This window comes from Streptomyces lothianensis, from assembly GCF_047779955.1.
Lineage (GTDB): Bacteria > Actinomycetota > Actinomycetes > Streptomycetales > Streptomycetaceae > Streptomyces.
On sequence record NZ_JBLMKT010000018.1, the window covers coordinates 51,941 to 74,385 of the forward strand.

Below are 22,445 nucleotides of genomic sequence, written 5' to 3' on the forward strand. Positions count from 1 at the left end.
GCAGTTGTGATCAGGACGTAATCAGATCGGGCGCAACCTTTGTCGTCCCCGGCGAATCAAACTTCACGTCGTCAACAATCCGTCGACTCCATCGACGCCTTTTGCCCGGGGGCCCCGAGTGCTGCACCGCAGTCGCATACGTACCACCCTTGCCGCCACGCTTGCCGTGGCCGTCCTCACCCTGACCGGCTGCGAGGGTGGTGACGAAGACACTTCCGCAGCGGACACCGCGGCACCGACCGCCACGGCCGAGCCGACCGAGGAGTCGAGCCCGGCCGAGACGGAGCCGGAGGAGAAGGAAAAGGAAGAGGAGAAGAAGGAAGAGGAGAAGGTCCTCTTCAAACGCGGCGACAACTCCGAGAAGGTCCGCGACCTGCAGGCCCGCCTCGTCCAGGTGAAGCAGCTGAAGGCCGTGCCGAACGGCAACTACGGCCCGGCCACCGAGGGCGCGGTCACCGAGTTCCAGAGCGCGCAGAAGCTCGATGTCACCGGCATCGTCTACGAGTCGACCTGGGAGAAGCTGACCTCGCTGACCAAGGCGCCGACCCGGGACGAGATGTTCCCGAAGAAGCAGATCTTCGGCATCGGCGACAACAGCGACAAGGTGCGTGATCTGCAGGCGCGCCTCAAGCAGCTCGATCACTTCAAGCAGAACCCGACCGGCTACTACGGCACGGTCACCCAGAGCTCCGTGAAGTCGTACCAGAAGGCCGCGGGCCTGGAGGTCACCGGCACGGTCTACGAGGACACCTGGGAGAAGCTGACGGGCCAGACCCGCAAGCCCACCGCCGACGAGCTGAAGCCCCCGGTGAAGCTGCCGGACGTCGACGACTCCGCCGCCGACCTCGACGAGCGGTGCATGACCGGCCGTGTGCTCTGCATCTCCAAGACCTCCAAGAAGATGGCCTGGGTGATCGACGGCAAGGTCAACAAACTGTTCGACGTCCGCTTCGGCGCCAAGGGCTACGAGACCCGTGAGGGCGTCTTCGACGTCTACTGGAAGAGCCGCGACCACGTCTCGACGATCTACGACTCCCCGATGCCGTTCGCGATGTTCTTCGACGGCGGCCAGGCCGTCCACTACTCCGAGAACTTCGCGCAGAACGGGTACGTCGGCGGCTCTTACGGCTGCGTCAACGTGCGTGACTACGAGGGCCTCAAGTGGCTCTTCGACACGCAGGTGAAGACCGGCACCAAGGTCGTCATCCACTGGTGACACCGTGACACCACGGCCCGGCCCCCGCCCGCCAGCACTCGGGCAGGCGGGGGCCGGGCCGTTTGCGTTCCGCGACGGGGCACGTGCCGCCTGCCCTTCCCACCCCCTGTGCCCCTCCGGAACCGGCTTCATCCGTACGACACTTGGGTACGCGAGAGCACGTACCGGTAGGCGTAACCGGGTAGCGAGGGGGACGCGATATGCGGGACGGCCATCGGGCCGAGGCCGAGCGGCTGCTGGCGCGCGCGGTCGAGGAGGAGGTGCGCCGCTCCGGCGGGCGCACCGACGGGAACGTACTGCTGAGCCGGGCACGCGGCGCGCTCGACACCATGGCGGCGAGCGCCTCCGAGGAGTACACGGCCTATCTGCAGGCCCTCGACGAGTCGGAGGCCGGGGCGCGCTCCTTCGGCGACCGGCTCGGCAAGGAGGGAACCACTCCCCTGCTGGTGACCGCGGTGGCCGCCGTCGCCGCCGCCGTGGCCGACCTCGCTCTCGGTACGGGCACGGACACGGCGCTGGGCGCCGGGGCAGCCGTGGCCGTGGCGGGCGCGGCGGCCACCTTCGGGAAGATCACGGCGACCCACTGGCCGGCCGCCCACCACGCGGCCGGGGCCCGCAACCAGCCCGGCGGCCCCGAACAACTGCGGCTGCAGTGGCTCACGGCCCTGGAGGTACGGGGTATCCGGCCGTACATCGACCAGCAGCGCGTCGTGGCCGGGCGCCCCGGCACCGCCTCGAAGCAGGCGAAGGCCTCCACACTGCTCACGCGGGACAAGAGCCAGGCGGCGCGGCGGCGCAGCGTACTGGAGAGCTCCTTCGCCCAACTTCCCTCCCTGGAAGGCCCGTTCACCGGGCGACGGCAGGAGCTCGGCCGTATCGGCCAGTGGGTGCACGCGGCCCGCGCCTCGACCGAGACCAAACCCACCGTCGTCGTACTCCACGGCACCCCCGGCTCCGGCCGCTCCGCCCTCGCCGTACGCGCCGCACACGACCTGCGCGACCAGTTCCGCGGCGCCTGCCTCGTCGACCTGCGCGGCGACAGCACCACCGACCAGCCGCGCACCACCCGCGACGCGCTGCTGCACCTCCTGAACCGGCTCGGCGCACCCCGCGAACAGCTCCTGTTCCGCGGCGGGGCCTCCACCGCCCGCGCGGAGCCGGGAGCGGAGGGAAGCTCCTCGCACGAGCAGCAGCTGCGCCGCCTCACCGAGCTCTACCACCAGCACCTCACCGGGCTGCCCGTCGTCATCGTCCTCGACGACGCGGGCGACGCCCGGCAGGTCCGCACCCTGATCCCCGAGCGCTCCGACTCCCTCGTCCTCGTCACCAGCCGCACCCCGCTCGACCTCGGCGCCGACACCCCCGCCTGGGTGCACCACCTGCCGGTCGAGGCACTCGACGCGGCCGGCGCGGAGGAACTCCTGACCGCCATGGCGCAGGACACGAGCGGCCCCTACGACGCCGAGGCGGCCGACCGGATCACCCGGCTGTGCGGAGCACTGCCCCTTGCCCTGCGCATGGCCGGTTCCGCGCTCGGCCCGCGCTCCCCGCGCCGCCTCGCCGAGGACCTGGAGGCCTACGGGCCCGTCGACGTCATCGAACGCGCCCTGTGGCTGCGCTACACCGACCAGAACGAGACCGGCCGCCGCCTCCTGCGCCGCCTCGCCCTCGCGGGCCGCGCCTCACTGGGCGCCGCCGCGGCCGCCGCCCTCCTCGCCACCGACGAACAGGCCGCCACCACCCACCTCACGGCCCTCGTCGAGGCCGGCCTCCTCGACCACGTACGCGGCAGCCGCTACCGGCTGCACGACGTCGTACGCGCCTTCGCCCAGGCCCGTCTCCTCGACGAGGAGGACCCCGCCGAACGCGGCGCCGCCCAGGAACGGCTCATCACCAACTACGCCGAACTCGCCGACTCCGTGATCCGCCTCGTCGACGGCAAGACCTCCACCCGCGCCGACCAGTTCGGCCCGCACGGATTCACCTCGCTGGAAGCCGCCCTGCGCTGGCTGGACGACGAATCCTCCTTCATCACCGCGGCCCTGCGGCACGCCGAAGGCGTCGACCAGCAGGCCGTACTGAACCTGCTCGGCGCGCTGTGCGACTACTGTCTGCTGCGCGGCGACCTCTACCGCCTCGGCGAGATCAGCGAACTCACCACCGCCGTCGACCAGGGCCTCCTCGGCCGCTCCGTGCAGTGGCGCACCGGCATCGCGGCACGCCAGCTCGGCGAACTCGACAAGGCCCGCAGCACCCTGTCCTCCGTCGTCGACCTCTACTTCGAGGCCCACCACGAACCCGGCGCCGCCCGCGCCCTGGGCTCCCTCGGCATCACCCTGCACCACCAGGGCCAGCTCACCGAGGCCGCCGCGAAACTCCGCGAAGCCCTCGACCTGCAGGCCTCACCCGCCCTCGACGCCGACCGCGCCTGGACCCTGCACGCGCTCGCCGCCGTCGAACGCGACCGCGCACAGATCGCCGAGGCCCTGCGCCTGCTCCGCCAGTCCCTCGCCCTCCACCAGGCCGGCGAATCCGTCCACGGCCAGGCCTGGGCGCACTTCCAGCTCGGCCAGGTCCGGCTGCGCATGGGCGAGGTGGCGCGCGCCGAAAGCGAACTGCAGACGGCCCTCGACCTGTACGGACAGACCCGCGACCCACGCGGCGAAGCCTGGGCGATCACCCAGCTCGCCCGCGCCCGGCTCGTCGCCGGCGACATCTCCCCCGCCGTGGACGGGCTGCGCCAGGCCCTCTCGCGGCACCGGGACAACGAGGACGCCCGCGGCCAGGCCTGGACCCTGTACTACCTGGGCCAGGCCCTGGAGGAACGCGGCGACCTCGACCAGGCCGTACGCGAACTCGAACGCGCCCGCACGATGTTCTCCCGGATGCGCGACGTCTACGGGCTCGCCTGCGCCCGCCACCACTCCGGCCGCGCCACCCGCGACCAGGGCGCGGCCCGCACCGGCTCCCTGCGCAACTCCGGCTTCGCCCGCCAGCTCCTCGCCGACTCCCGCGCCGACTTCCACCGCATCGGAGTCGCCCACGGCGAGGCCTGGACCTGCCTGGAACTCGCCGTCGTCGACGCCGGCAACAACCGCTGTGCCCAGGCCCTCGACCTGTGCGACACGGCCGCCGCGCTCTTCGCCTCGTACGGCGACCGGCGCGGCGAGGACTGGGCCCGCTTCCTTCGCTGCACGCTCCTCCCCTACGCCTCCCCCGGCGGCTCGGAGGTCGGCGCGGCGGTCGCCCACGAGGAACTCCTCCAGCTCACCACCGCCGACCACCCGAGCCGCGACGGCAAACTCGCCGAATACCTTCCGGCCTACGCGCTGATGCTGGAACGCGGAATCGACCTGGAGGCAGGCTGGCAGGCCTGGCGCCTGGGCATGGTCCCGGGCCGCCACGCCCGGGAGATCATGGGAGTGGCCGCCGCCCCCTGACCGGGCCCGCCGACCGGGGCGGTCCTTCGCGAGTCCGCACACACGAGAGCCCCCGGCCTGCCGGCCGGGGGCTCCTGCGTGCGTGCGCGGGGCTCAGCCGCTGTACGGCTTCGCGTCCAGGACGCGGACCGAGGCCATCTTGCCGTTCGGCAGCTCGTACTCCGCGTCCTCGCCCTTCTTCTTGCCGTTGACCCCCGCGCCGAGCGGGGACTGCGGCGAGTAGGTGTCGATGTCGGCGGAGGCGTACTCGCGGGAGGCGAGCAGGAACGTCATCGTGTCGTCCTCGTCGCCGTCGAAGGCGATCGTGACGACCATGCCCGGCTCGACGACGCCGTCGTCCGCCGGCGCCTCGCCGACCTTGGCGTGTTCGAGGAGCTGGGTCAGCTGGCGCACCCGGAGCTCCTGCTTGCCCTGCTCCTCCTTGGCCGCGTGGTACCCGCCGTTCTCCCGCAGGTCACCCTCCTCGCGCGCGGCGGCGATCTTCGCGGCGATCTCGGTGCGTGCGGGACCAGACAGATACTCAAGCTCGTCCTTGAGCTTGTTGTACGCCTCCTGGGTCAGCCAGGTGACGTTGTCGCTGGTCTGGGTCACAGGTGCTCCTCGTAGGTACTGGGAATACAAAGCATCGCCCTACCCCGAAGGATGTTCCTTCCTGGGTGGGCGAAACCACGAGCCTAACAATTCAGGCGGGAAAGAGGGAGGACGTAACGCGCCCGACCGCGTCGCCGCAGGTCAGTGCCGCGAGCAACCGACAGGCGTCGGTGCTGCGAGCAGCCGACGAGCGTCAGTGCCGTGAGCAACCGCCAAGCATCAGTGCTGCGAGCAGCCGACAAGCTCCGCTGCGGTGGCCCGCTCGATGGTCTCCAGCGTGATCACCTCGACCACGGAGGTCTCCGCCTGGTCGAAGACCACGTCCACGCGGCTGACCTCGCGCCCCGACTCGGCGAGCGCCCGCACCGTGCAGACCCCCGAGGCCTCGGCCGCCTTGCGGACCTCCAGAAGCACTTCGACCTCGGTGTCGGAGACCACCTTGGACTTGGTCAGCTCCCCGCTGAAGTTCTGTTTGGCCGAAATGTAGTCGTAGCCGAACCAGCCGATGAGCGCGAGCATCAGCACCCCGAGCACCGCGCCGACGATCTTGAGGTTGCGGTCGGCGCGCTCGTCCGAGGAGGCCCCGTAACGGGACTCGGGGAGCGTCTGCGGTGCCGCGCTCATGATCGTCCTTTCGGCAATGGCTTGAAACGGCTCCTGCGGGCCCGATGGGCGCCTCGGTGCGGGAGCCCGCTGCGGGAGCTTTGTGCGGACCGGGGAATTATCCCGCCCCGCCTTCCGTCACTATAGGAGGCGATTGAAGCGACCGAGGACCGAGGACCCGCCTTGACTGAGCAGCTGCGACTGATGGCCGTGCACGCCCACCCCGACGACGAGTCGAGCAAGGGCGCGGCCACCATGGCCAAGTACGTGTCCGAGGGGGTGGACGTCCTTGTCGTGACCTGCACGGGCGGCGAGCGCGGCTCCGTACTCAACCCGAAGCTCCAGGGCGACAAGTACATCGAGGAGAACATCCACGAGGTGCGCCGCAAGGAGATGGACGAGGCGCGCGAGATCCTCGGCGTGAAGCAGGAGTGGCTCGGCTTCGTCGACTCGGGCCTGCCCGAGGGCGACCCGCTGCCGCCGCTGCCGGACGGCTGCTTCGCCCTGGAGGACGTGGACAAGGCCGCCGGTGAGCTGGTGCGGCAGATCCGCTCCTTCCGCCCGCAGGTGATCACCACGTACGACGAGAACGGCGGGTACCCGCACCCCGACCACATCATGACCCACAAGATCACGATGGTGGCCTTCGAGGGCGCGGCGGACACCGAGAAGTACCCGGAGTCCGAGTACGGGACCGCGTACCAGCCGCTGAAGGTCTACTACAACCAGGGCTTCAACAAGCCGCGCACCATCGCCCTGCACGAGGCGCTGCTCGCGCGCGGCATGGAATCCCCGTACGGGGAGTGGCTGGAGCGCTGGAAGCAGTTCGAGCGCGCCGAGCGCACCCTGACCACGCATGTGCCGTGCGCGGACTTCTTCGAGACCCGCGACAAGGCGCTGATCGCGCACGCCACGCAGATCGACCCCGACGGCGGCTGGTTCCGGGTGCCGATGGAGATCCAGAAGGAGGTCTGGCCGACGGAGGAGTACGAGCTGGCGAAGTCACTCGTCGACGTGTCCCTCCCCGAGTCCGACCTCTTCGCGGGCGTACGGGACAATGCCTGACATGAGCGTGAATCTGGCACAGGCGGTCCTGCTCGCGAAGGAGCTCGACGAGGACAAGGTGACCCCGGGCGTCCTGGGGTTCCTCGTCTTCGCGGCCCTCGCGGTGGGGGTGTGGTTCCTGATGAAGTCGATGAACCGCCACATGGGCCGCGTCGACTTCAAGGAGTCCCCCGACCCCGAGGCGCCCGCGTCGCCGACGTCGCCGAAGGGCGAGGCACCGCAGGCCTAGGCGGCGTCCGAGGCCCGGCCGTCAGCCCGTGACGTGACGAAGCCCCCGGCCGACGGCCGGGGGCTTCTGTCCGGGCATCGGACGCGGACCTACTTCGCCGCGTTGCGGTACTTCCGGACGGCGAGGGTGCGGAATACGACGATGATCACGATCGACCAGATCAGGGACGCCAGGATCGGGTGCTCCATCGGCCACGCACCCGTGACCGACTTCGGCACCCCGGCGATCGTGTTGCCGAACAGCTCACGGGCCGCCGCCACCGTCGCGCTGAACGGATTCCACTCGGCGACGTGCTGCAGGAAGGCCGGCATCCCGTTGACCGGCACGAAGGCGTTCGAGATGAAGGTCAGCGGGAACAGCCAGATCAGGCCGCCGGAGGTCGCGGCCTCCGGGGTGCGGACCGAGAGGCCGATCAGCGCGCCGATCCAGGTGAAGGCGTAGCCGAGCAGCAGGAGCAGGGCGAAGCCCGCGAGCACCTTGCCGATGTTCTCGTGGGTGCGCCAGCCGACCAGGAGCGCGACGACCGCGAGCACGGTCAGCGTGATGGCCGTCTGCACGAGGTCGGCCAGGGTGCGGCCGGTCAGCACGGCGCCGCGCGCCATGGGCAGCGACCGGAAGCGGTCGATCAGGCCCTTGTGCATGTCATCGGCGATACCCGCTCCCGCACCGGCCGTGGCGAAGGTGACGGTCTGGGCGAAGATGCCCGCCATCAGGAATTCCTTGTACGCGCTCGCGCTCACACCGGCGCCCGGGATGGCGATCGAGCCGCCGAAGACATACGTGAACAGCACGACGAACATGACCGGCTGGATGACGCCGAACAGGATCATCTCGGGAATCCGCGCCATGCGGATCAGGTTCCTTCGGGCAACCACCAGGGAGTCCCTGATCGACTGCCCGATGCTGCCTCCCGCGGGCAGCTTGACCGTCTCGGTCACCGCACTCACTTCACGGCCTCCTTCTGGGCCTTGCGTCCCTTACCGGCGTCCGCGTCCTCGCCCTCACCGTTCGCCTCTTCCTCCTCGGCCTTGTGGCCGGTCAGGGAGATGAAGACGTCGTCGAGCGTCGGGCGCCTCAGGCCGATGTCGTCGATTTCGATGCCCCGCGCGTCGAGCTCGCGGATGACCTCCGCGAGAAGTTTCGCGCCGCCCGTGACCGGGACGGTGAGCTTGCGGGTGTGTTCGTCGACCGTGTGGCCGGACTCCGTCTTGGCGAAGGCGCGCAGCACGTCCCCGGCGGGGGCGATGTGCTCGGGTTCGTGGACGACTACCTCGACGCGCTCGCCGCCGGTCTGGGCCTTGAGCTGGTCGGAGGTGCCGCGGGCGATGACGTGGCCGTGGTCGATGACGCAGATGTCGTGGGCGAGGTGGTCGGCCTCCTCCAGGTACTGCGTGGTCAGGAGGAGGGTCGTACCGCCGTCGACGAGTTCCTTGATGACCTCCCACAGCGCCTGGCGGTTGGTGGGGTCGAGGCCGGTGGTCGGCTCGTCCATGAACATCACGGGCGGTGAGACGACGAGGGCCGCGGCGAGGTCGAGGCGGCGGCGCATGCCGCCGGAGTAGGTCTTGGAGGGTCGGTCGGCGGCGTCCGCGAGGTTGAACCGGTCGAGGAGCTCGGCCGCGCGGGCCTTCGCCGCGCGCTTGCTCATCTGGTAGAGCTGGCCGACCATCTGCAGGTTCTCGCGGCCTGTCAGGTATTCGTCGACCGCGGCGAACTGGCCGGAGAGGCCGATGGAGCGGCGCACCTCGTTGGGGTGCTTGACGACATCGATGCCGGCGACCCGGGCCGTGCCGCTGTCGGGGGTGAGCAGCGTGGTCAGGCAGCGGACCGCGGTGGTCTTGCCCGCGCCATTGGGGCCGAGGAGCCCGAGGACGGTGCCCTCGGGGACATCGAGGTCGACGCCGTCCAGAGCCTTTACGTCGCCGAAGTGCTTCACCAGGCCTTCGGCGTAGATGGCGCCTGGCATATGAGTTCTCCCAGGGGTGGGTGAGCTATGCGGATATATGGCTGTTGCACGGAAAGCGTAGGTTCGGTCGCGCGGATGCGCGAGCGGTCACACAGTATAACGCGATACATCGCGTCTCATCATTTCCTGTGTCTTTCAGGCCATCACCGTGTACCCCGCCTCGCGCAGCGCCGTGCTCACCTCCACGCAGTGCTGCGGCCCCTTCGTCTCCAGATGGAGTTCGACCTCCACCTCCGTGAGCCCGAGCCGCGGATCGGTCCGTACGTGACTCACGTCGACCACATTCGCATCCAGCACTGACAACGCGGCGAGCAGCGAGGCCAGCGCCCCGGGCCGGTCCGCCAGGCGCAGCCGCAGCGACAGATAGCGGCCGCCCGCGGCCATGCCGTGCCGCAGGATCCGCTGCAGCAGCAGCGGGTCGACGTTGCCGCCCGAGAGGACCGCGACGACCGGGCCCGTGAACTCCTCGGGTGCGGTCAGCAGGGCCGCGACGGGGGCGGCACCCGCCGGTTCGACGACGAGCTTCGCTCGTTCGAGGCACAGCAGCAGCGCGCTGGAGAGCGCGTCCTCGGAGACCGTACGGACTTCGTCGACCAGATCGCCAACGATTTTGAAGGGGACGTCGCCGGGCCGCCCCACCTTGATGCCGTCGGCCATCGTCGAGGGATGTTCGAGGGCCACGGGGTGGCCGAGCGCGAGCGAGGGCGGGTACGCGGCCGCGCCCGCCGCCTGCACGCCGATCACCCGCACGTCGGGGCGCAGCGCCTTGACGGCGACCGCGATGCCCGCGGCGAGTCCGCCGCCGCCGATCCCGACCAGGATCGTGCGCACCTCGGGGCACTGTTCGAGGATCTCCAGACCGACCGTGCCCTGCCCGGCGATGATGTCGGCGTGGTCGAAGGGGTGGATGAACACGGCGCCCGTCGACCGCGCGTAGTCCTGCGCGGCGGCCAGCGTCTCGTCCACGACCTGCCCGTGCAGGCGCACTTCGGCCCCGTAGTCGCGGGTCGCGGCGACCTTCGGCAGCGGCGCGCCCTTCGGCATGAACACGGTCGAGCGCACCCCGAGCAGCGAGGAGGCAAGGGCCACGCCCTGCGCGTGGTTGCCGGCGCTCGCGGCGACCACTCCGGCGGCGCGTTCCTCGGCGATCAGGCCGGCGATCCGTACATAGGCGCCGCGGAGCTTGAAGGAGCCGGTGCGCTGCAGGTTCTCGCATTTGAAGTGGACCGGGGAGCCGACGAGTTCCGTGAGGTGGCGGCTGCCCTCCATGGCGGTGACCCGCGAGACGCCGATGAGCATCTTCTGCGCTCCCCGTACGTCGTCGAGCGTCACCGGATGCCGGTGGGCGGGGTGCAAGGAGCCGGCCGTGCGGTAGTTCATGACACCGAGTCTTCCAGCTCGCGGCGGGGGCGGCCCGGGAAGGGGAACGTACGTTCATCGGTTTGGACAGCGGCGGCACGGCGGCGCCCGGGGCCGCGTACCCTGTCCCCCAATCCACCGACCAAGGATGAAGTGAGCACCGGCCATGCCGACACATCCGGACATGACGAGCGACAGCGCCAGGGGAGCGTCCGCCGTCCCCTCGGGAGAGTCCGCCACCCCCGCGGGAGAGTCCGCGGCCCCCACGAAGGACCCCCTGCTCGACCAGCTGCAGCACGAGGTGGCGGTGTTCGCCCGCCGTGCCGAGCAGACCCGGCTCGGCGGGGTAGGACAGCTGCGCAACACCATGGACCGCGCCGCGTATCTGCTGCTCAACCGCCTGGACAACGAGGGTCCGATGGGCGTCAAGGCGCTCGCCGCGGCGATGGGCATCGACTCCTCCACGGTGACGCGGCAGGTCGCGCCGCTCGTGGAGTCCGGGATGGTCAAGCGCACCTCGCACCCCGACGACGGGCGGGCTGTGGTCCTCGCGCTCTCGCCGCGCGGCCTGTCCCGACTCGACGAGGTACGGGCCTCACGACGGGCGCTGATGGCACAGCTGACGGAGGACTGGGCGCCGAAGGAACGCGAGGACTTCTGCGAACTGCTCACCCGGTTCAACGACGCGCTGTCGGCGCGCATGGCCCAGGCGGCCGGGCCGGAGCTCGAACCGGAACCCGGACCGGAGCCGCGCTAGGAACCCTGACCCGAGCCGCGCCAGGACCCGGACCCGAGCCGGGCCGCACGGATCGTGACCTTCGGCCGCTGTCCGGCCTCTTGACCTGCGGCCCGCACTGGCCTGGGATGAGAACGGGACCCTCGTGGAACGGTCCCGGGAGGCAGGGTGAGCGAGCGGCAGACGGGTCGACTCGTCCGCCGCGCCCGTGAGTTCGAGTCCTTTGTCGCGGGCGCGGCCGGGCGCCTTCTGCATGCCGCCACACTCCTGACCGCCGAACGCGCCGAGGACAGCCCACGCGCCCAGGAGCTGCTGGGCTCCGCGCTCTCGCGTACGTACGCGGCCTGGGACCGGCTGCACGGCGAGGACCCGTACATCTACGCACGCCAGCAACTCGCGTACCGCTTCCTGATGATGAGCTGGCGGCTGCGCGCCGACCGGGGCGGGGTCCTCGGGGCGCTCACGCCGCAGGAGCGGCTGGTGCTCGTGCTGCGGATCCACGAGGGGGTCGCCGAGGAGCAGACCGCGGCGCTGCTCGGGCTGCCGGCGGAGCGGGTGCGGGCGCTGTGCTTCCGTGCGATGTCGCTCGTGTCGACCGGGACGTCCCAGGGGCTGCGGCCCGCCAAGGGCGCGAGGTCACGGGAGGCCGGTCATGCCCGACCGTAGGGAGCAGGAGGTCCAGCGGCTGCTCGACGCCGCCGCCTCGCCGCCGGTGCCGGCCGATCTGTACGAGGACACGGTGCGCCGCGGCACGCGCCTGCTGCGACGGCGGCGGCTGGTGCGGCGGCTGGTGTGGTGGGGGGCGTTGTCGGGGTTCCTGGCGTTCGTGGTGTGGGTCTCGGTGGCGGACCCGTTCGTACCGCCGCCTGCGGAGGTGACTCCGCCGCTCACGGGGTGGTGAGCAGCGGAGTCAGTCCCGTACGCGCCTTCGCGCTCAGTCCCCGAGTGCCTGCCGCAGGTCCGCAAGCAGATCGTCCGCCGCCTCGATGCCCACCGAGAGCCGGACGAGGTCCGCGGGCACCTCGAGTGCCGAGCCCGCCGCCGAGGCGTGCGTCATCCGGCCCGGGTGCTCGATCAGCGATTCGACGCCGCCGAGGGACTCCCCGAGCGTGAACAGCTTCGCCTTGTCGCACACGTCGACGGCCGCCTGCTCGCCGCCCTCGACGCGGAAGGAGACCATCCCGCCGAAGGCCCTCATCTGCTTGGCCGCGATCTCGTGCCCGGGGTGCTCGGGCAGCCCCGGGTAGAGGACCTGGCTCACGCGCGGGTGGCGGGTGAGCATCTCGGCGATACGGGTGGCGTTCTCGCTGTGCCGGTCCATGCGGACGGCCAGGGTCTTGATGCCGCGCAGCACCAGCCAGGCGTCGAACGGCCCGGCCACCGCACCCATCGCGTTCTGGTGGTACGCGAGCTCCTCGCCGAGCGCCGCGTCGCCGGTGACCAGCGCGCCGCCGACGACGTCCGAGTGCCCGCCCATGTACTTCGTCGTCGAGTGCACGACGACATCCGCGCCGAGCGCGAGGGGCTGCTGGAGGTACGGGCTCGCGAAGGTGTTGTCGACGACGAGCTTCGCGCCCGCGGCACGGGCGACCCCCGCGAGGGCGGCGATGTCCGTGATGCCGAGCAGCGGGTTCGAGGGCGTCTCGACCCAGATCACCTTCGTACGGTCGGTGAGGGCCGCCCGCACCGAGGCGATATCACTCGTATCGGCGACGGAGAACTCGACGCCCCAGCGCGAGACGACCTTCGCGAACAGCCGGAACGTACCGCCGTAGGCGTCGTCGGGGATCACCACGTGGTCGCCGGGGGCGAGCAGGGTGCGCAGGAGGCAGTCCTCGGCGGCAAGGCCGGAGGCGAAGGCGAGCCCGCGGGTGCCGCCTTCCAGGGCCGCGAGGTTCTCCTCCAGGGCGCTGCGGGTCGGATTCGCGCTGCGGCTGTACTCGTAGCCGCCGCGCAGACCGCCCACGCCGTCCTGCTTGTACGTGGAGACCTGGTAGATCGGGGGGACGACCGCGCCCGTCATCGGGTCGGCGGTGTTGCCCGCATGAATGGCCACGGTCTCGAAACCCCGGACCGCATCGGGAGTGTTGTGCTCGTCGCTCATGGGGCGAGCGTAGTCCCGTGAGCGGGGTTACCGGGCGGTGACCGCCCCCTGCGGTGCCGCGCCCGGCGGCGGAACCCGGCCGCGGCCACCCGCCGTCCCCGTTTCCGCACCCGATCTGGAACCCTTGAGGTATGGAAATCCTCCTGGTCCTCATGGCTCTGCTCATGCTCGGCGCAGCCCTCACCCCGTTCCTGCGCCACCGCCGCGGCGGCGTCCGCCTGTCCACGCCCGGCGCGCCCGACGCCGCGGACCCGGCGAGCTACGGCTTCATCCGGCAGGAAGAGCTCGACATCCGCATGCCGGGCCCGGACCAGGACCTGCTCGACGTCCTCGACCTCGTCCAGAGCACCCAGAACTGGAAGGCCGCCGCACAGCTCCTCGCCGGCACCCCCTCCGAGGGTGAGCGGCGCTGGCAGCGCGTCCAGGCCTTCGCCGGGGCCGCGGCCCTGGAGCTCGCACAGCGGCCGGGCGGCGTGAGCGACGCGCCGGGCGGCCAGTGGCTCAGGGTCTGGCGGGCCGAGGCGCCGAAGGACGCGGGCGGTGCGGCCGTACACGCCGAGTTCCTCGTCCAGCAGGCCTTCCGCACCGCCGCCCCCGGCACCGACGAGCACCGGATCATCCTGGAAGAGGCGCGCAAGGCCTGCGCCGAAGCGGCGCTCCTCGCGCCCGGCGACCCCGTCCCGTACATCACCGAACTGGCCGTCGCTCGCGCCCTGGGCTACCCCCGCGCGGACTTCGAGCAGCTGTGGCTGAAGATCCTCGACCGTGCCCCGCAGCACATGGGCGCGCACCTCGCGGCACTGCCCTACTGGTCCGAGAAATGGCACGGCTCGAGGGAGCAGTCCTACGAGTTCGCCGAGGCCGCGGCCGCCCGCGCCCCGCAGGGCTCACTGCTGCCCGCACTCCCGCTCTTCGCCGTCGACGACCATCTGCCCGAGGTGATCGCGGTCACGACGTTCTGGCAGTCCGAGGTCGTGCGGCACGCAATCGAGGGCGCCCAGTTCGCGGTGCGGTCCGCGCACCCCGAGGACCCGGTGACGGCGCACGTACGGCATCTGCTGCTCGGCTTCCTCGTACGGGCCGAGCGCTGGGGCGAGGCGATGCAGGAGCTCGTCGCCGTGGACGGCCACGTGGGTGCACGCCCGTGGACGGACTCCGCGGACCCGGCCGCCGCGTACGCCGTGTACCGCGCCCTCGCGGTCGCCGGCTACGAGGCCAACGGCGGCAGCCCGGCGACCCTGCCGCACTGACCGGGGGCCCGGGGCGCCCGGGCCCACCCCGGGCTTGGGGCGCCCCGCCCCATCCCGGGCATGGGCCCCCGGGCCTCCCCCGGAATCCCCGGCCCGCCCCGAACGTTCCCCTGAGTAGCCGCCACAGGTCACCCACCCAGCAGTCGAGCCCCGCCGTACCTGCCTTCCCCGCCGTACCTGCCGTACGCACCTGCCTTCCCTGCCCCCTCCGCCTGAAGGAGCCCGAACCCATGATCTTCGGCCGCATCCCCCAGCTCCCCACCCCGGAGGAAGCCCTCCGCGGCCGCCCGGACCCCGCCCACACGGTCCCGGAGAAGCACACGGTCCTGGGCAACCCGCTGCTCGGCCCGTACCCGGACGGCCTGGAAGTCGCCGACTTCGCCCTCGGCTGCTTCTGGGGCGCGGAGCGCAAGTTCTGGCAGACCCCCGGCGTCTGGACGACCCTCGTCGGCTACCAGGGCGGCTACACGCCCAACCCCACCTACGACGAGGTCTGTTCGGGTCGCACGGGCCACACGGAAGCGGTCCGCGTCGTCTTCGACCCCTCGGTCGTCTCCTACACGGACCTCCTGAAGCTCTTCTGGGAAAGCCACAACCCCACCCAGGGCTTCCGTCAGGGCAACGACGTGGGCACCCAGTACCGCTCCGCCCTCCACACCCACTCGGCCGCCCAGGCCGAGGCCGCCGAATCCTCCCGCGAGGCCTACCAGAAGGTCCTCACGGACCGGGGCTACGGCTCCATCACCACCGAAATCCTCCCCGCGAACGACCGCCCGTTCTATCCGGCGGAGGCATACCACCAGCAGTACCTGGACAAGAACCCCGCCGGCTACTGCGGAATCGGCGGAACCGGCATCTCCTGCCCGATCGGCGTCGCGTCGGCCGACGGCTGACAGCCCGAGCCCCGCCACCACGCGGATTCACCCGTTCACTGGCCCGAACGTGTCCGTGGGGACTCCGGGGCGTTGGGATGGGCATGAAGCGTACGAAGAAGGTTCTTGCCGTTGTCGCTCTCGCCGCCGGTGCCGGGGCGTTCGGTGTGCCCGTTGCGGCTGCTGCGGACGGGCCGGTTGCCCTGTCGGTGTCGGACGAGATCGACCAGCTCGCCACGAGCTCGATTCCCGCCGAGCACAAGGACGAGGTTCCCGCGGTCTCCGGGCAGCTCGGCAAGCTGAACGAGCTGCGGCAGCTGACCGACCAGGCGGCTCCGGTGACGAATCTGCTCAATTCCTGATCAGGAGCCGCATTCGAGGGGCGTATCCGGATGGATGCGCCCCTCTTCCCTTTGCTCCCTGCGCTCTTCCCTGCGCTCTTCCCTTTGCTCTCTGTTGCTCTCTGTTGCTCTCTGTGTCGCGTTCAGCGGAACTTGCCGCAGGCAGCGGAACGCCCCGGCCCATGTCCGTGGCCGGGGCGTTCTCAGGTGCGGCGGGCGCTCGGCGCCGCCTGTTGCGTCGTGTGTCAGTCGTTGACGAACGACAGGACCGACGTTTCCTGCAGCAGGTTCGACAGCGGCTCGTCGCCCTTGGCCTGCGTGGAGTTCTCGGCGCACTGCTGGATCTGCGGGTTGGACGCGATCGGGATGTCCTGGACGGCGACCGGGACGAGGCCGACGATTGAGCCGATGTTGCCCTTGACCGGCAGGCCGATGCAGGGCTTGTTGAGCGTGCCCTGGATGGCGCCGAGCTGCGGGGACATGTCGCCCATGGTCTTGGAGTTGCCGTAGTTCGCCTGCGCGCCGTTGCCGCTCTGCGAAGCCGTGTTGTCGCCGTCGTCGGCGAGCGCCTGCGGCGCCATGCCGGCACCGAGGCCCGCAACGGAAAGGGTGACGGCCGCGGTGGCCATGGCCTTCTTGAACATGTTCCGTCCTTGTGTCGCCTGTAATGCCCGCGTTCCGAGCATGCTGACCAACTCGGCGGATTGCGGTTTGGTTATCCCCGTTCACTCGTACGGCTGCATCACTTCCGCCGTACGCGCGCCGATAAGCAGCCACCGTTACTAATACTCCGAACAGGGATATTGCGGCGTGGGGCCGTGCCGTACGGGGGAGACGTGCGTTTCGATCTGTGGGAGTCCGGGATCTGGGACTTCAAGTCGAACGAGAAAGTGCACTTCCATGAAGAATGCCAAGAAGGCCGCCGTCGTCATGGCCGCCGCCGGGATCGCCGCCGGCGTCGGCGCCGGTTCCGCTGTCGCCGACGCGGGTGCCGAGGGCGCTGCGCACGGCTCGCCGGGCGTCGGCTCGGGCAACGTCCTCCAGCTGCCGATCCACGTTCCGGTCAACGTCTGCGGCAACACCGTGGACGTCATCGGTGCGCTGAACCCGGCGTTCGGCAACACCTGCGTTAACGACTGAGTTCCCCTTACGGCTCGGTCGGCTCCATGCGTTGCTGAGCAGCGGCATCAGGGTCCGGGACGCGTCATCCGGGTTTTCCGGTGATGCGTCATCCGGATTTCTGGTGCCGCTGTTCTGTGTATGTGCGGCCGAGTGAGTGTGGTTGTGCGCGCGTGCCATGTGCGTGCGGTGCATGTGCGAAGTATGTGCAGTGCGCCCGTGTTCACATGCTTTCGGGGCGGTACGGAGTCGTTCCGTACCGCCCCGAGGACCGAGCTCTCAGAGACCGGCGCCGCCCGTCTGCAGGCCGCCGAGGAGCGGGAGGACCGGGCCGACGGCGTCCGTGACCGGCTTGATGGGGTCGCCGTCCTTGCTCAGGCCCTGTACGGCCTGCAGCGGCCCGGCGTCGAGGGCTCCGTTGGAGATCGCGTCGGTCACGGCTCCGTCGAGGCTCATGGGCGGCAGCTCGGCCGGGCCTTCGGCGGCGATCGCCGGTGCGGTCGCACCCAGGGCCATCACGGATCCGGCAACGACGGCGGCGGCCTTCGCGTACTTCACGGGGATTCCTTTCTCAGGGGGCGTTTCTTCGCTCTGCCCAACGAGTTCTCAGCGCCGGGGAAACCCCGGCCGTGAGCCATGTGTCGATCCCACTCGAAAGGCGGGGAAGAGGAACGGCGGTACTCGGTGCTTCAGGCGGAGTGGTGCTGCCCGGGCGTGCGGCGGCCGCGGCGGTACAGGAGGGCACCGCCCGCGAGCAGGCCCGCGCCGGCTGCGGCAAGCGCTCCGGCCGGGGCTTCGGAGCCGGTGACCGCGAGCTCCTCGTGGTGCGTCTGCGGCTCGGGCGGGGCCGGGGTGGTCTCCGGGGGCGTCACGCCGGGCGTGGGGGTCGGCTCGGCGGGGGTGGTGCTGCCGTTGGCGCACTCGTTGCCGAAGGCCGGGTTGCCGACGCCGACGACGTCGGCGCTGTTGCCGCAGACGTTCACCGGGGCGTCCACCGGGGCCTGGACCGAGTTCCCGGAGAGGATGCCGGGAGAACCGTAGGCATCCGATTCGGCGTATGCGCCGCCGGAGCCCGAGCCGGACGAGGTCTGCTCGGTGGTGGTCGTGGTGGTGCGGTCCGTGGTGGTCTGCTGGGCACCCGACTGCTCGGCGCCCGACTGCTGGGCGCTCGACTGCTCGGCGCCCGACTGTGCGGAGCTGCCCTGCTCGGCGCTCGTCCGCTCCGTGCGGCTGCGGTCCGAGGTGGTGTCGGCGGCCTCCGGGGCGGGCGCGGGCGCGGGGGCCGGCTCGGCGGCGGAGGCGTCCTCCTGCTGCGCGGCGGAGGCCTCGTCCGGCTGACTGGCGAGGTGTTCGACCGGCTCGGCCTGGGCCTGCATACCGGTGAAGACGATGCTCGATGCTGCCGCCGCCAGGGTGATCGCCCCGCGGGTGAGGGTGTTTCGCATGGGTTGGCTGCCTTCGTGGCTGTGTTCTGACAGCGGCGGCCGACGCCACCGCGTGGCGGGGCGCAGGGGCCCCGGGACCGGGGTCCCGAGGCCGCTGCGCCTGCGATGTCCGGCTGACGTGACGTCAGTCGTTGATGCAGGTGTTGCCGAAGGCCGGGTTCAGCAGGCCGATCACGTTGACCGTGTTGCCGCAGACGTTCACAGGGATGTGGATCGGAGCCTGGAGAACGTTGCCCGAGAGGACACCCGGGGAGTGGGTGGCGGCACCCTGAGCACCGGCGTCGGCCAGAGCGGGGGTGGCGGCGCCACCGACAGCGATCATGGTGCCGGCGACGACGGTCAAGACCTTCTTGTTCATGGTTCCCTTCCCGCAGCGGTGCCGTGTCACGACGATCGTGAGCACGTTTGGGTTCGTGCATCGCTGCAGCCGGTTAACGACTGCGGAGGCGGAAAGGAAACCACGAATCGGCTTCTTCCGCGCATATCACTCGAATGCGTGGATTCCGTGGTGCGGACGCCGGGTATGCGACCGCCCGGGCGCCACGTACGGAGACGTACGGACACCCGGGCGGAAGCGGAGCCGTGGGTCGACTCGGTCGTCGACGACTCAGTCGTTGACGGCGGAGAGGATGCTGAGGTCCTGCAGCAGGTTCGACAGCGGCTCGTCGCCCTTGGCCTGCGTGGAGTTCTCGGTGCACTGCTGGATCTGCGGGTTGGACAGGATCGGGATGTCCTGGACCGAGACCGGCACGACGCCCACGAGGGAGCCGACGTTCGCCTTGGCCGGCAGCGCGACACAGGGCTTGTTGAGCGAGCCCTGGACCAGGGCCATCTGCGGGCTCATGTCGCCCATGGTCTTGGAGTTGCCGTAGTTCTGGACGGCCTCGTTGCCGCTCTCCGAGACGGTGTTGTCACCGCTGTCAGCGATGGCCATCGGGGCCATGGCGGAGCCGGCGCCGATGACGGCGGTGGTCATGGCCGCGGTCGCGAGAAACTTCTTCATCGCTTTTTGTTCCTCTTTCATGGGGTGCGCCCGTGGATCGAGCTGTCCGGATCAACTGGCACCGACCCGGTTTGGTTCTCGCCGTTCACCCGAATGCATTACGAACGGCAGCAGTTGGACGCGGAGGCTCCGTCAACACCCGTAGTCAGCATCGCTTTCTACATCCTGTCAGTTAATTACACCGGAGCCTCGACCAGAAAATCGCGGACGGTTCGCACGGCGTGGCACCTGTCCATCTGTGGCATCCATTAAGGTTTCTCACCTGCCACTTGGGTTCCTTCCACTTGGGCATTTTCGCGGCCCCGCCCAGAGAAAGCCGTAACGTGCAGCGCGACATTCCTGCGACAGACCGCAGCCTCAAGGCATTTCATCTTCTCCAGCCCGTGGGCGGAGGCGTTCCGCGCGTGGTCACGGATCTCGTGGACGAGCAACTCCGGTGCGGAACGGCAGCGGTTGTGGCCTGCGATCCCGATCTCCCCCAGGCCCGGGTGCTGCGGGCGGCGGGGGCGACCGTGCTCGACTGGCGGGCCTCCCGCAATCCCGGACCGGCATCGGTGCGCGAGACACGGGAGGTGGCCCACCTGGTGCGGCTGGCCCGCCCCGACGTGGTGCACGCGCACAGCGCGAAGGCCGGTCTCGCGGCGCGGCTCGCGCTGCGCGGCCGGGTGCCCACCGTGTTCCAGCCGCACGCCTGGTCGTTCGCAGCCGTGGAGGGCCCCTTGGCCACGGCGACCGTGGCCTGGGAGCGGCTCGCGGCGCGCTGGTGCGAGCGCATCGTGTGCGTGAGCGAGGCGGAGCGGCTTCGGGGGCAGGAGGCGGGGATCGCGGGCCGGTGGGAAGTCATCCCCAACGGCGTGGATCTGCGGCGGTTCCATCCGCCGACCACCCGGCAGGCGCGGCACGCCGCCCGGCCGACGGTGGTGTGCGTGGGACGGCTGTGCCGCCAGAAGGGGCAGGACGTGCTCCTCGCCGCCTGGCCGCGGGTGCTCCGCGAAGTGCCGGGGGCCCGTCTGGTCCTGGTGGGCGGCGGCGAAGGGCAGGGCGGCGCGGGGCTCGCGGGCGCGGGGCTCGCGGGTGTGGAGTTCGCGGGGGATGTCGCCGACGTCCTGCCCGTGCTGCACCGGGCCGATCTGCTGGTGCTGCCTTCCCGTTGGGAGGGGATGGCGCTGGCTCCGCTGGAGGCGATGGCCTGCGGCCTGCCCGTGGTGGTGACCGATGTGGACGGCGCCCGGGAGAGTCTGCCGCCGGGGCACGAGGACCGCTGTCTGGTCCCTCCGGAGGACCCGGAGGCGCTGGCCGGGGCGCTGGTGCCGCTGCTTCGCAGCGTTTCGCTGCGCTCGACCCTGGGGCGGCAGGCGTACGAGCACGCCCGTGCCTCCTTCGACGTACGCCGTACGGCCGAGGCGGTCCTGGAGGTGTACCGGCAGGTGACTTCGGAGACGGCCGGCGTACGGGACCGGAAGCCGAGCACTGAGCCGGTCGCCGCACGCGACCCGCAGGCCGCTCCCGGGCAGCTCGCCGCGCAGAACGAACGGCCCGCCCCCGGACAGCTCGCCGTTCAGGACCGGCAGCCCGCTTCCGAGTCCGGCGGCTCGCGTGAACGGCAGTCCGTATGACGGCGGACAGTTCCGTTTCCCCGGTCGTGGGCCTGGGAGACACCGCCGTCGCGCCCGCCCACGGGGCCGCTCCCGCCCACCGGCCGCAGCGGATCCGCCCGCGGTCCGCGCCCGGACCGCGGAGGTTCAGCCGCCGCGCGATGGCGGTGTGCGGCGCCGACGTCGTGTCCGTGGCGCTGGCCTGCGCGGCCGTCGCGCCCGCCGCCGCCCTGCCCGGGGCGCTCGTCCTCGCGGCGCCGCTGGCGCTCGCGCAGTGTCTGCTGCACGGGCGAAGAGGGCTGTACCGCGCGCGCCTCACGTACTCGGTGCTCGCGGAGGTCCCCGCCCTCGCCGGCTGCACCCTGTTCGTCTGGAGTGTGGCCGCGATGCTGTTCGCGGCCTGGAGTCGCCTTCCCGTGCTGCCGTGGTCGGCGCTGGTGTACGCGGTGGCCGTGCAGCTTCCGGCGCTGGCCGTGGCGCGGGCTCTGGTGCGGCGGGTGCGGCCGGCGCGCCGCAGGCATGCGACGCTGGTGGTCGGGCAGGGCGCGGAGGCCCGCAGGCTGCTGCATCTCCTGCAGCAGCGCCCGGAGTTGGGGCTGCATCCGGTCGGTATCGTCGCGGCCGGGCGTATCCCGCCGCCGACGCCCGGCGAGAGCGGCGAGAGCGGCGCCATGAACGTGCCCCTGCTGCGGGACCGCGGTGACGTGCTGCGGGCGGTCATCCAGAACGGCGTACGCCGCGCGGTCGTGGCCCATGCGGGCGGCTCCGGCGCGGAGATCGGGCCCGAGCTGCTGCGGCTGTTCGCGGCGCAGGGGCTGCGGGTGTGGGCGGTCAACACCCTTGAGGGTGAGGTCCTCGCCCCGGCGGGGGGCCTCCCCGACCACCTGTACGGCTATCCGGCGCAGGAGCTGTGCCCGCCCCCGCGCCGCTCGCCCGCGCTGTCCGTGAAGCGGGCCGCGGACGTGGTGCTCTCCGGGCTCGCGCTCCTCGCGGCCGCCCCGGTGATTCTCGGCTGCGCACTGGCGGTGCGTCTGAGCGACGGGCCCGGTGTGCTGTTCCGGCAGGCGCGCGTCGGGCAGGACGAACGCGTCTTCACCCTGCTGAAGTTCCGCACGCTGCGCCCGGCCGACAGCACCGAGTCGGACACGCGGTGGAACGTGGCCGGCGACGACCGGCTCAGCCCGGTCGGCAACTTCCTGCGCCGCAGCTCCCTCGACGAGCTGCCGCAGCTGTGGAACGTGCTCCGCGGGGACATGAGCCTGGTCGGGCCGCGGCCCGAACGGCCGTACTTCGTGGAGAAGTTCCGGGCGGAGTTCCCCGGTTACGCCGGCCGCCACCGTATGCCCGTCGGGATCACCGGGCTCGCGCAGGTCAACGGCTTGCGCGGGGACACCTCGATCGCCGACCGGGCGCGCTTCGACAACCGCTACATCGCCACCTGGTCGCTCTGGCAGGACGCGTGCATCCTGCTGCGCACCGCGGTGTCGCTGGTGCGGCCGGGCGGGGGCTGA

General features: G+C 71.1%; 24 protein-coding genes. 13 read left to right on the forward strand and 11 right to left on the reverse strand.

Going from position 1 to position 22,445, the window contains the following annotated elements:
* The first annotated feature begins 166 nt into the window (after positions 1–166).
* Both ACLF6P_RS03555 and ACLF6P_RS03560 read left to right on the forward strand, forming a co-directional pair.
* Positions 167–1,216, forward strand: a complete 1,050-nt coding sequence (locus tag ACLF6P_RS03555; RefSeq protein WP_415947991.1) for a L,D-transpeptidase family protein — start codon at positions 167–169, stop codon at positions 1,214–1,216.
* Between the two features lie 200 nt (positions 1,217–1,416).
* Complete coding sequence (locus ACLF6P_RS03560) at positions 1,417–4,656, forward strand: tetratricopeptide repeat protein (protein ID WP_415947992.1); 3,240 nt, start codon at positions 1,417–1,419, stop codon at positions 4,654–4,656.
* Positions 4,657–4,749: 93 nt separating this feature from the next.
* On the opposite strand, the gene greA is transcribed toward ACLF6P_RS03560, so the two are convergent.
* On the reverse strand, positions 4,750–5,247 hold the full coding sequence (gene greA, locus ACLF6P_RS03565) for a transcription elongation factor GreA (RefSeq protein WP_415947994.1): 498 nt from the start codon (positions 5,245–5,247) through the stop codon (positions 4,750–4,752).
* A 219-nt stretch (positions 5,248–5,466) separates the two neighbouring features.
* Positions 5,467–5,871, reverse strand: a complete 405-nt coding sequence (locus ACLF6P_RS03570) for a DUF4307 domain-containing protein (protein WP_415947995.1) — start codon at positions 5,869–5,871, stop codon at positions 5,467–5,469.
* A 162-nt stretch (positions 5,872–6,033) separates the two neighbouring features.
* Here ACLF6P_RS03570 and mca point away from each other — a divergent pair, with 162 nt between their 5' ends.
* Together mca and ACLF6P_RS03580 are read left to right on the forward strand one after the other, a co-directional pair.
* On the forward strand, positions 6,034–6,915 hold the full coding sequence (mca, locus tag ACLF6P_RS03575; RefSeq protein WP_415947997.1) for a mycothiol conjugate amidase Mca: 882 nt from the start codon (positions 6,034–6,036) through the stop codon (positions 6,913–6,915).
* Entirely contained in the window at positions 6,908–7,144 is a 237-nt protein-coding gene (locus ACLF6P_RS03580) for a hypothetical protein (protein ID WP_415947998.1), read from the forward strand. The genes mca and ACLF6P_RS03580 overlap by 8 nt, the downstream gene beginning before the upstream one ends.
* Positions 7,145–7,233: 89 nt before the next feature.
* Here the strand turns inward: ACLF6P_RS03580 and ACLF6P_RS03585 are convergent, their stop codons facing one another.
* From ACLF6P_RS03585 to ilvA, 3 genes are all read right to left on the reverse strand, one after another.
* Positions 7,234–8,091 (reverse strand): ABC transporter permease, encoded by an 858-nt coding sequence (locus ACLF6P_RS03585; RefSeq protein WP_415947999.1) that lies wholly within the window; start codon positions 8,089–8,091, stop codon positions 7,234–7,236.
* Entirely contained in the window at positions 8,088–9,110 is a 1,023-nt protein-coding gene (locus ACLF6P_RS03590; protein WP_415948001.1) for an ATP-binding cassette domain-containing protein, read from the reverse strand. Before ACLF6P_RS03590 ends, ACLF6P_RS03585 begins: the two co-directional genes overlap by 4 nt.
* A gap of 135 nt (positions 9,111–9,245) precedes the next feature.
* Positions 9,246–10,490 carry a threonine ammonia-lyase gene (ilvA, locus tag ACLF6P_RS03595; protein ID WP_415948002.1) on the reverse strand — a complete coding sequence of 415 codons (1,245 nt, stop codon included), beginning with the start codon at positions 10,488–10,490 and terminating at the stop codon, positions 9,246–9,248.
* Between the two features lie 145 nt (positions 10,491–10,635).
* Here ilvA and ACLF6P_RS03600 point away from each other — a divergent pair, with 145 nt between their 5' ends.
* The 3 genes from ACLF6P_RS03600 to ACLF6P_RS03610 all read left to right on the forward strand — a co-directional run bounded on the left by ACLF6P_RS03600 (position 10,636) and on the right by ACLF6P_RS03610 (position 12,106).
* Entirely contained in the window at positions 10,636–11,226 is a 591-nt protein-coding gene (locus ACLF6P_RS03600; RefSeq protein ID WP_415948003.1) for a MarR family winged helix-turn-helix transcriptional regulator, read from the forward strand.
* Positions 11,227–11,373: 147 nt separating this feature from the next.
* The gene (locus ACLF6P_RS03605; protein WP_415948004.1) at positions 11,374–11,871 is read left to right on the forward strand and encodes a sigma factor-like helix-turn-helix DNA-binding protein; all 498 of its coding nucleotides are present in this window, start codon (positions 11,374–11,376) and stop codon (positions 11,869–11,871) included.
* Positions 11,858–12,106 (forward strand): hypothetical protein, encoded by a 249-nt coding sequence (locus ACLF6P_RS03610; RefSeq protein WP_415948005.1) that lies wholly within the window; start codon positions 11,858–11,860, stop codon positions 12,104–12,106. The genes ACLF6P_RS03605 and ACLF6P_RS03610 overlap by 14 nt, the downstream gene beginning before the upstream one ends.
* Positions 12,107–12,139: 33 nt before the next feature.
* Here the strand turns inward: ACLF6P_RS03610 and ACLF6P_RS03615 are convergent, their stop codons facing one another.
* A complete protein-coding gene (locus ACLF6P_RS03615) occupies positions 12,140–13,309 on the reverse strand; it encodes a cystathionine gamma-synthase (RefSeq protein WP_415948006.1) in 1,170 nt (389 codons plus the stop codon).
* Positions 13,310–13,440: 131 nt separating this feature from the next.
* Between ACLF6P_RS03615 and ACLF6P_RS03620 the strand changes: the two genes are divergently transcribed.
* From ACLF6P_RS03620 to ACLF6P_RS03630, 3 genes are all read left to right on the forward strand, one after another.
* Positions 13,441–14,559 carry a hypothetical protein gene (locus ACLF6P_RS03620; RefSeq protein WP_415948007.1) on the forward strand — a complete coding sequence of 373 codons (1,119 nt, stop codon included), beginning with the start codon at positions 13,441–13,443 and terminating at the stop codon, positions 14,557–14,559.
* Between the two features lie 230 nt (positions 14,560–14,789).
* Positions 14,790–15,452 (forward strand): peptide-methionine (S)-S-oxide reductase MsrA, encoded by a 663-nt coding sequence (gene msrA, locus ACLF6P_RS03625; RefSeq protein ID WP_415948009.1) that lies wholly within the window; start codon positions 14,790–14,792, stop codon positions 15,450–15,452.
* 83 nt (positions 15,453–15,535) lie between these two features.
* Positions 15,536–15,793, forward strand: coding sequence for a hypothetical protein (locus tag ACLF6P_RS03630; RefSeq protein ID WP_415948011.1), 258 nt, complete (start codon positions 15,536–15,538; stop codon positions 15,791–15,793).
* A gap of 224 nt (positions 15,794–16,017) precedes the next feature.
* Here the strand turns inward: ACLF6P_RS03630 and ACLF6P_RS03635 are convergent, their stop codons facing one another.
* Entirely contained in the window at positions 16,018–16,416 is a 399-nt protein-coding gene (locus tag ACLF6P_RS03635; RefSeq protein WP_415948013.1) for a rodlin, read from the reverse strand.
* A gap of 256 nt (positions 16,417–16,672) precedes the next feature.
* Here ACLF6P_RS03635 and ACLF6P_RS03640 point away from each other — a divergent pair, with 256 nt between their 5' ends.
* On the forward strand, positions 16,673–16,912 hold the full coding sequence (locus ACLF6P_RS03640; RefSeq protein ID WP_415948015.1) for a chaplin: 240 nt from the start codon (positions 16,673–16,675) through the stop codon (positions 16,910–16,912).
* A gap of 258 nt (positions 16,913–17,170) precedes the next feature.
* Here ACLF6P_RS03640 and ACLF6P_RS03645 read toward each other — a convergent pair whose 3' ends face one another.
* The 4 genes from ACLF6P_RS03645 to ACLF6P_RS03660 form a co-directional block, all read right to left on the reverse strand.
* Positions 17,171–17,449 carry a hypothetical protein gene (locus ACLF6P_RS03645; RefSeq protein WP_415948016.1) on the reverse strand — a complete coding sequence of 93 codons (279 nt, stop codon included), beginning with the start codon at positions 17,447–17,449 and terminating at the stop codon, positions 17,171–17,173.
* A gap of 131 nt (positions 17,450–17,580) precedes the next feature.
* Positions 17,581–18,336 (reverse strand): chaplin, encoded by a 756-nt coding sequence (locus ACLF6P_RS03650; RefSeq protein ID WP_415948018.1) that lies wholly within the window; start codon positions 18,334–18,336, stop codon positions 17,581–17,583.
* Between the two features lie 124 nt (positions 18,337–18,460).
* Positions 18,461–18,694 carry a chaplin gene (locus ACLF6P_RS03655; RefSeq protein WP_415948020.1) on the reverse strand — a complete coding sequence of 78 codons (234 nt, stop codon included), beginning with the start codon at positions 18,692–18,694 and terminating at the stop codon, positions 18,461–18,463.
* Positions 18,695–18,943: 249 nt separating this feature from the next.
* Entirely contained in the window at positions 18,944–19,339 is a 396-nt protein-coding gene (locus tag ACLF6P_RS03660) for a rodlin (RefSeq protein WP_415948022.1), read from the reverse strand.
* Positions 19,340–19,662: 323 nt separating this feature from the next.
* On the opposite strand from ACLF6P_RS03660, the gene ACLF6P_RS03665 reads away from it, so the two are divergent.
* Both ACLF6P_RS03665 and ACLF6P_RS03670 read left to right on the forward strand, forming a co-directional pair.
* A complete protein-coding gene (locus ACLF6P_RS03665; protein ID WP_415948023.1) occupies positions 19,663–20,955 on the forward strand; it encodes a glycosyltransferase family 4 protein in 1,293 nt (430 codons plus the stop codon).
* Positions 20,952–22,445 (forward strand): sugar transferase, encoded by a 1,494-nt coding sequence (locus ACLF6P_RS03670; RefSeq protein ID WP_415948024.1) that lies wholly within the window; start codon positions 20,952–20,954, stop codon positions 22,443–22,445. The genes ACLF6P_RS03665 and ACLF6P_RS03670 overlap by 4 nt, the downstream gene beginning before the upstream one ends.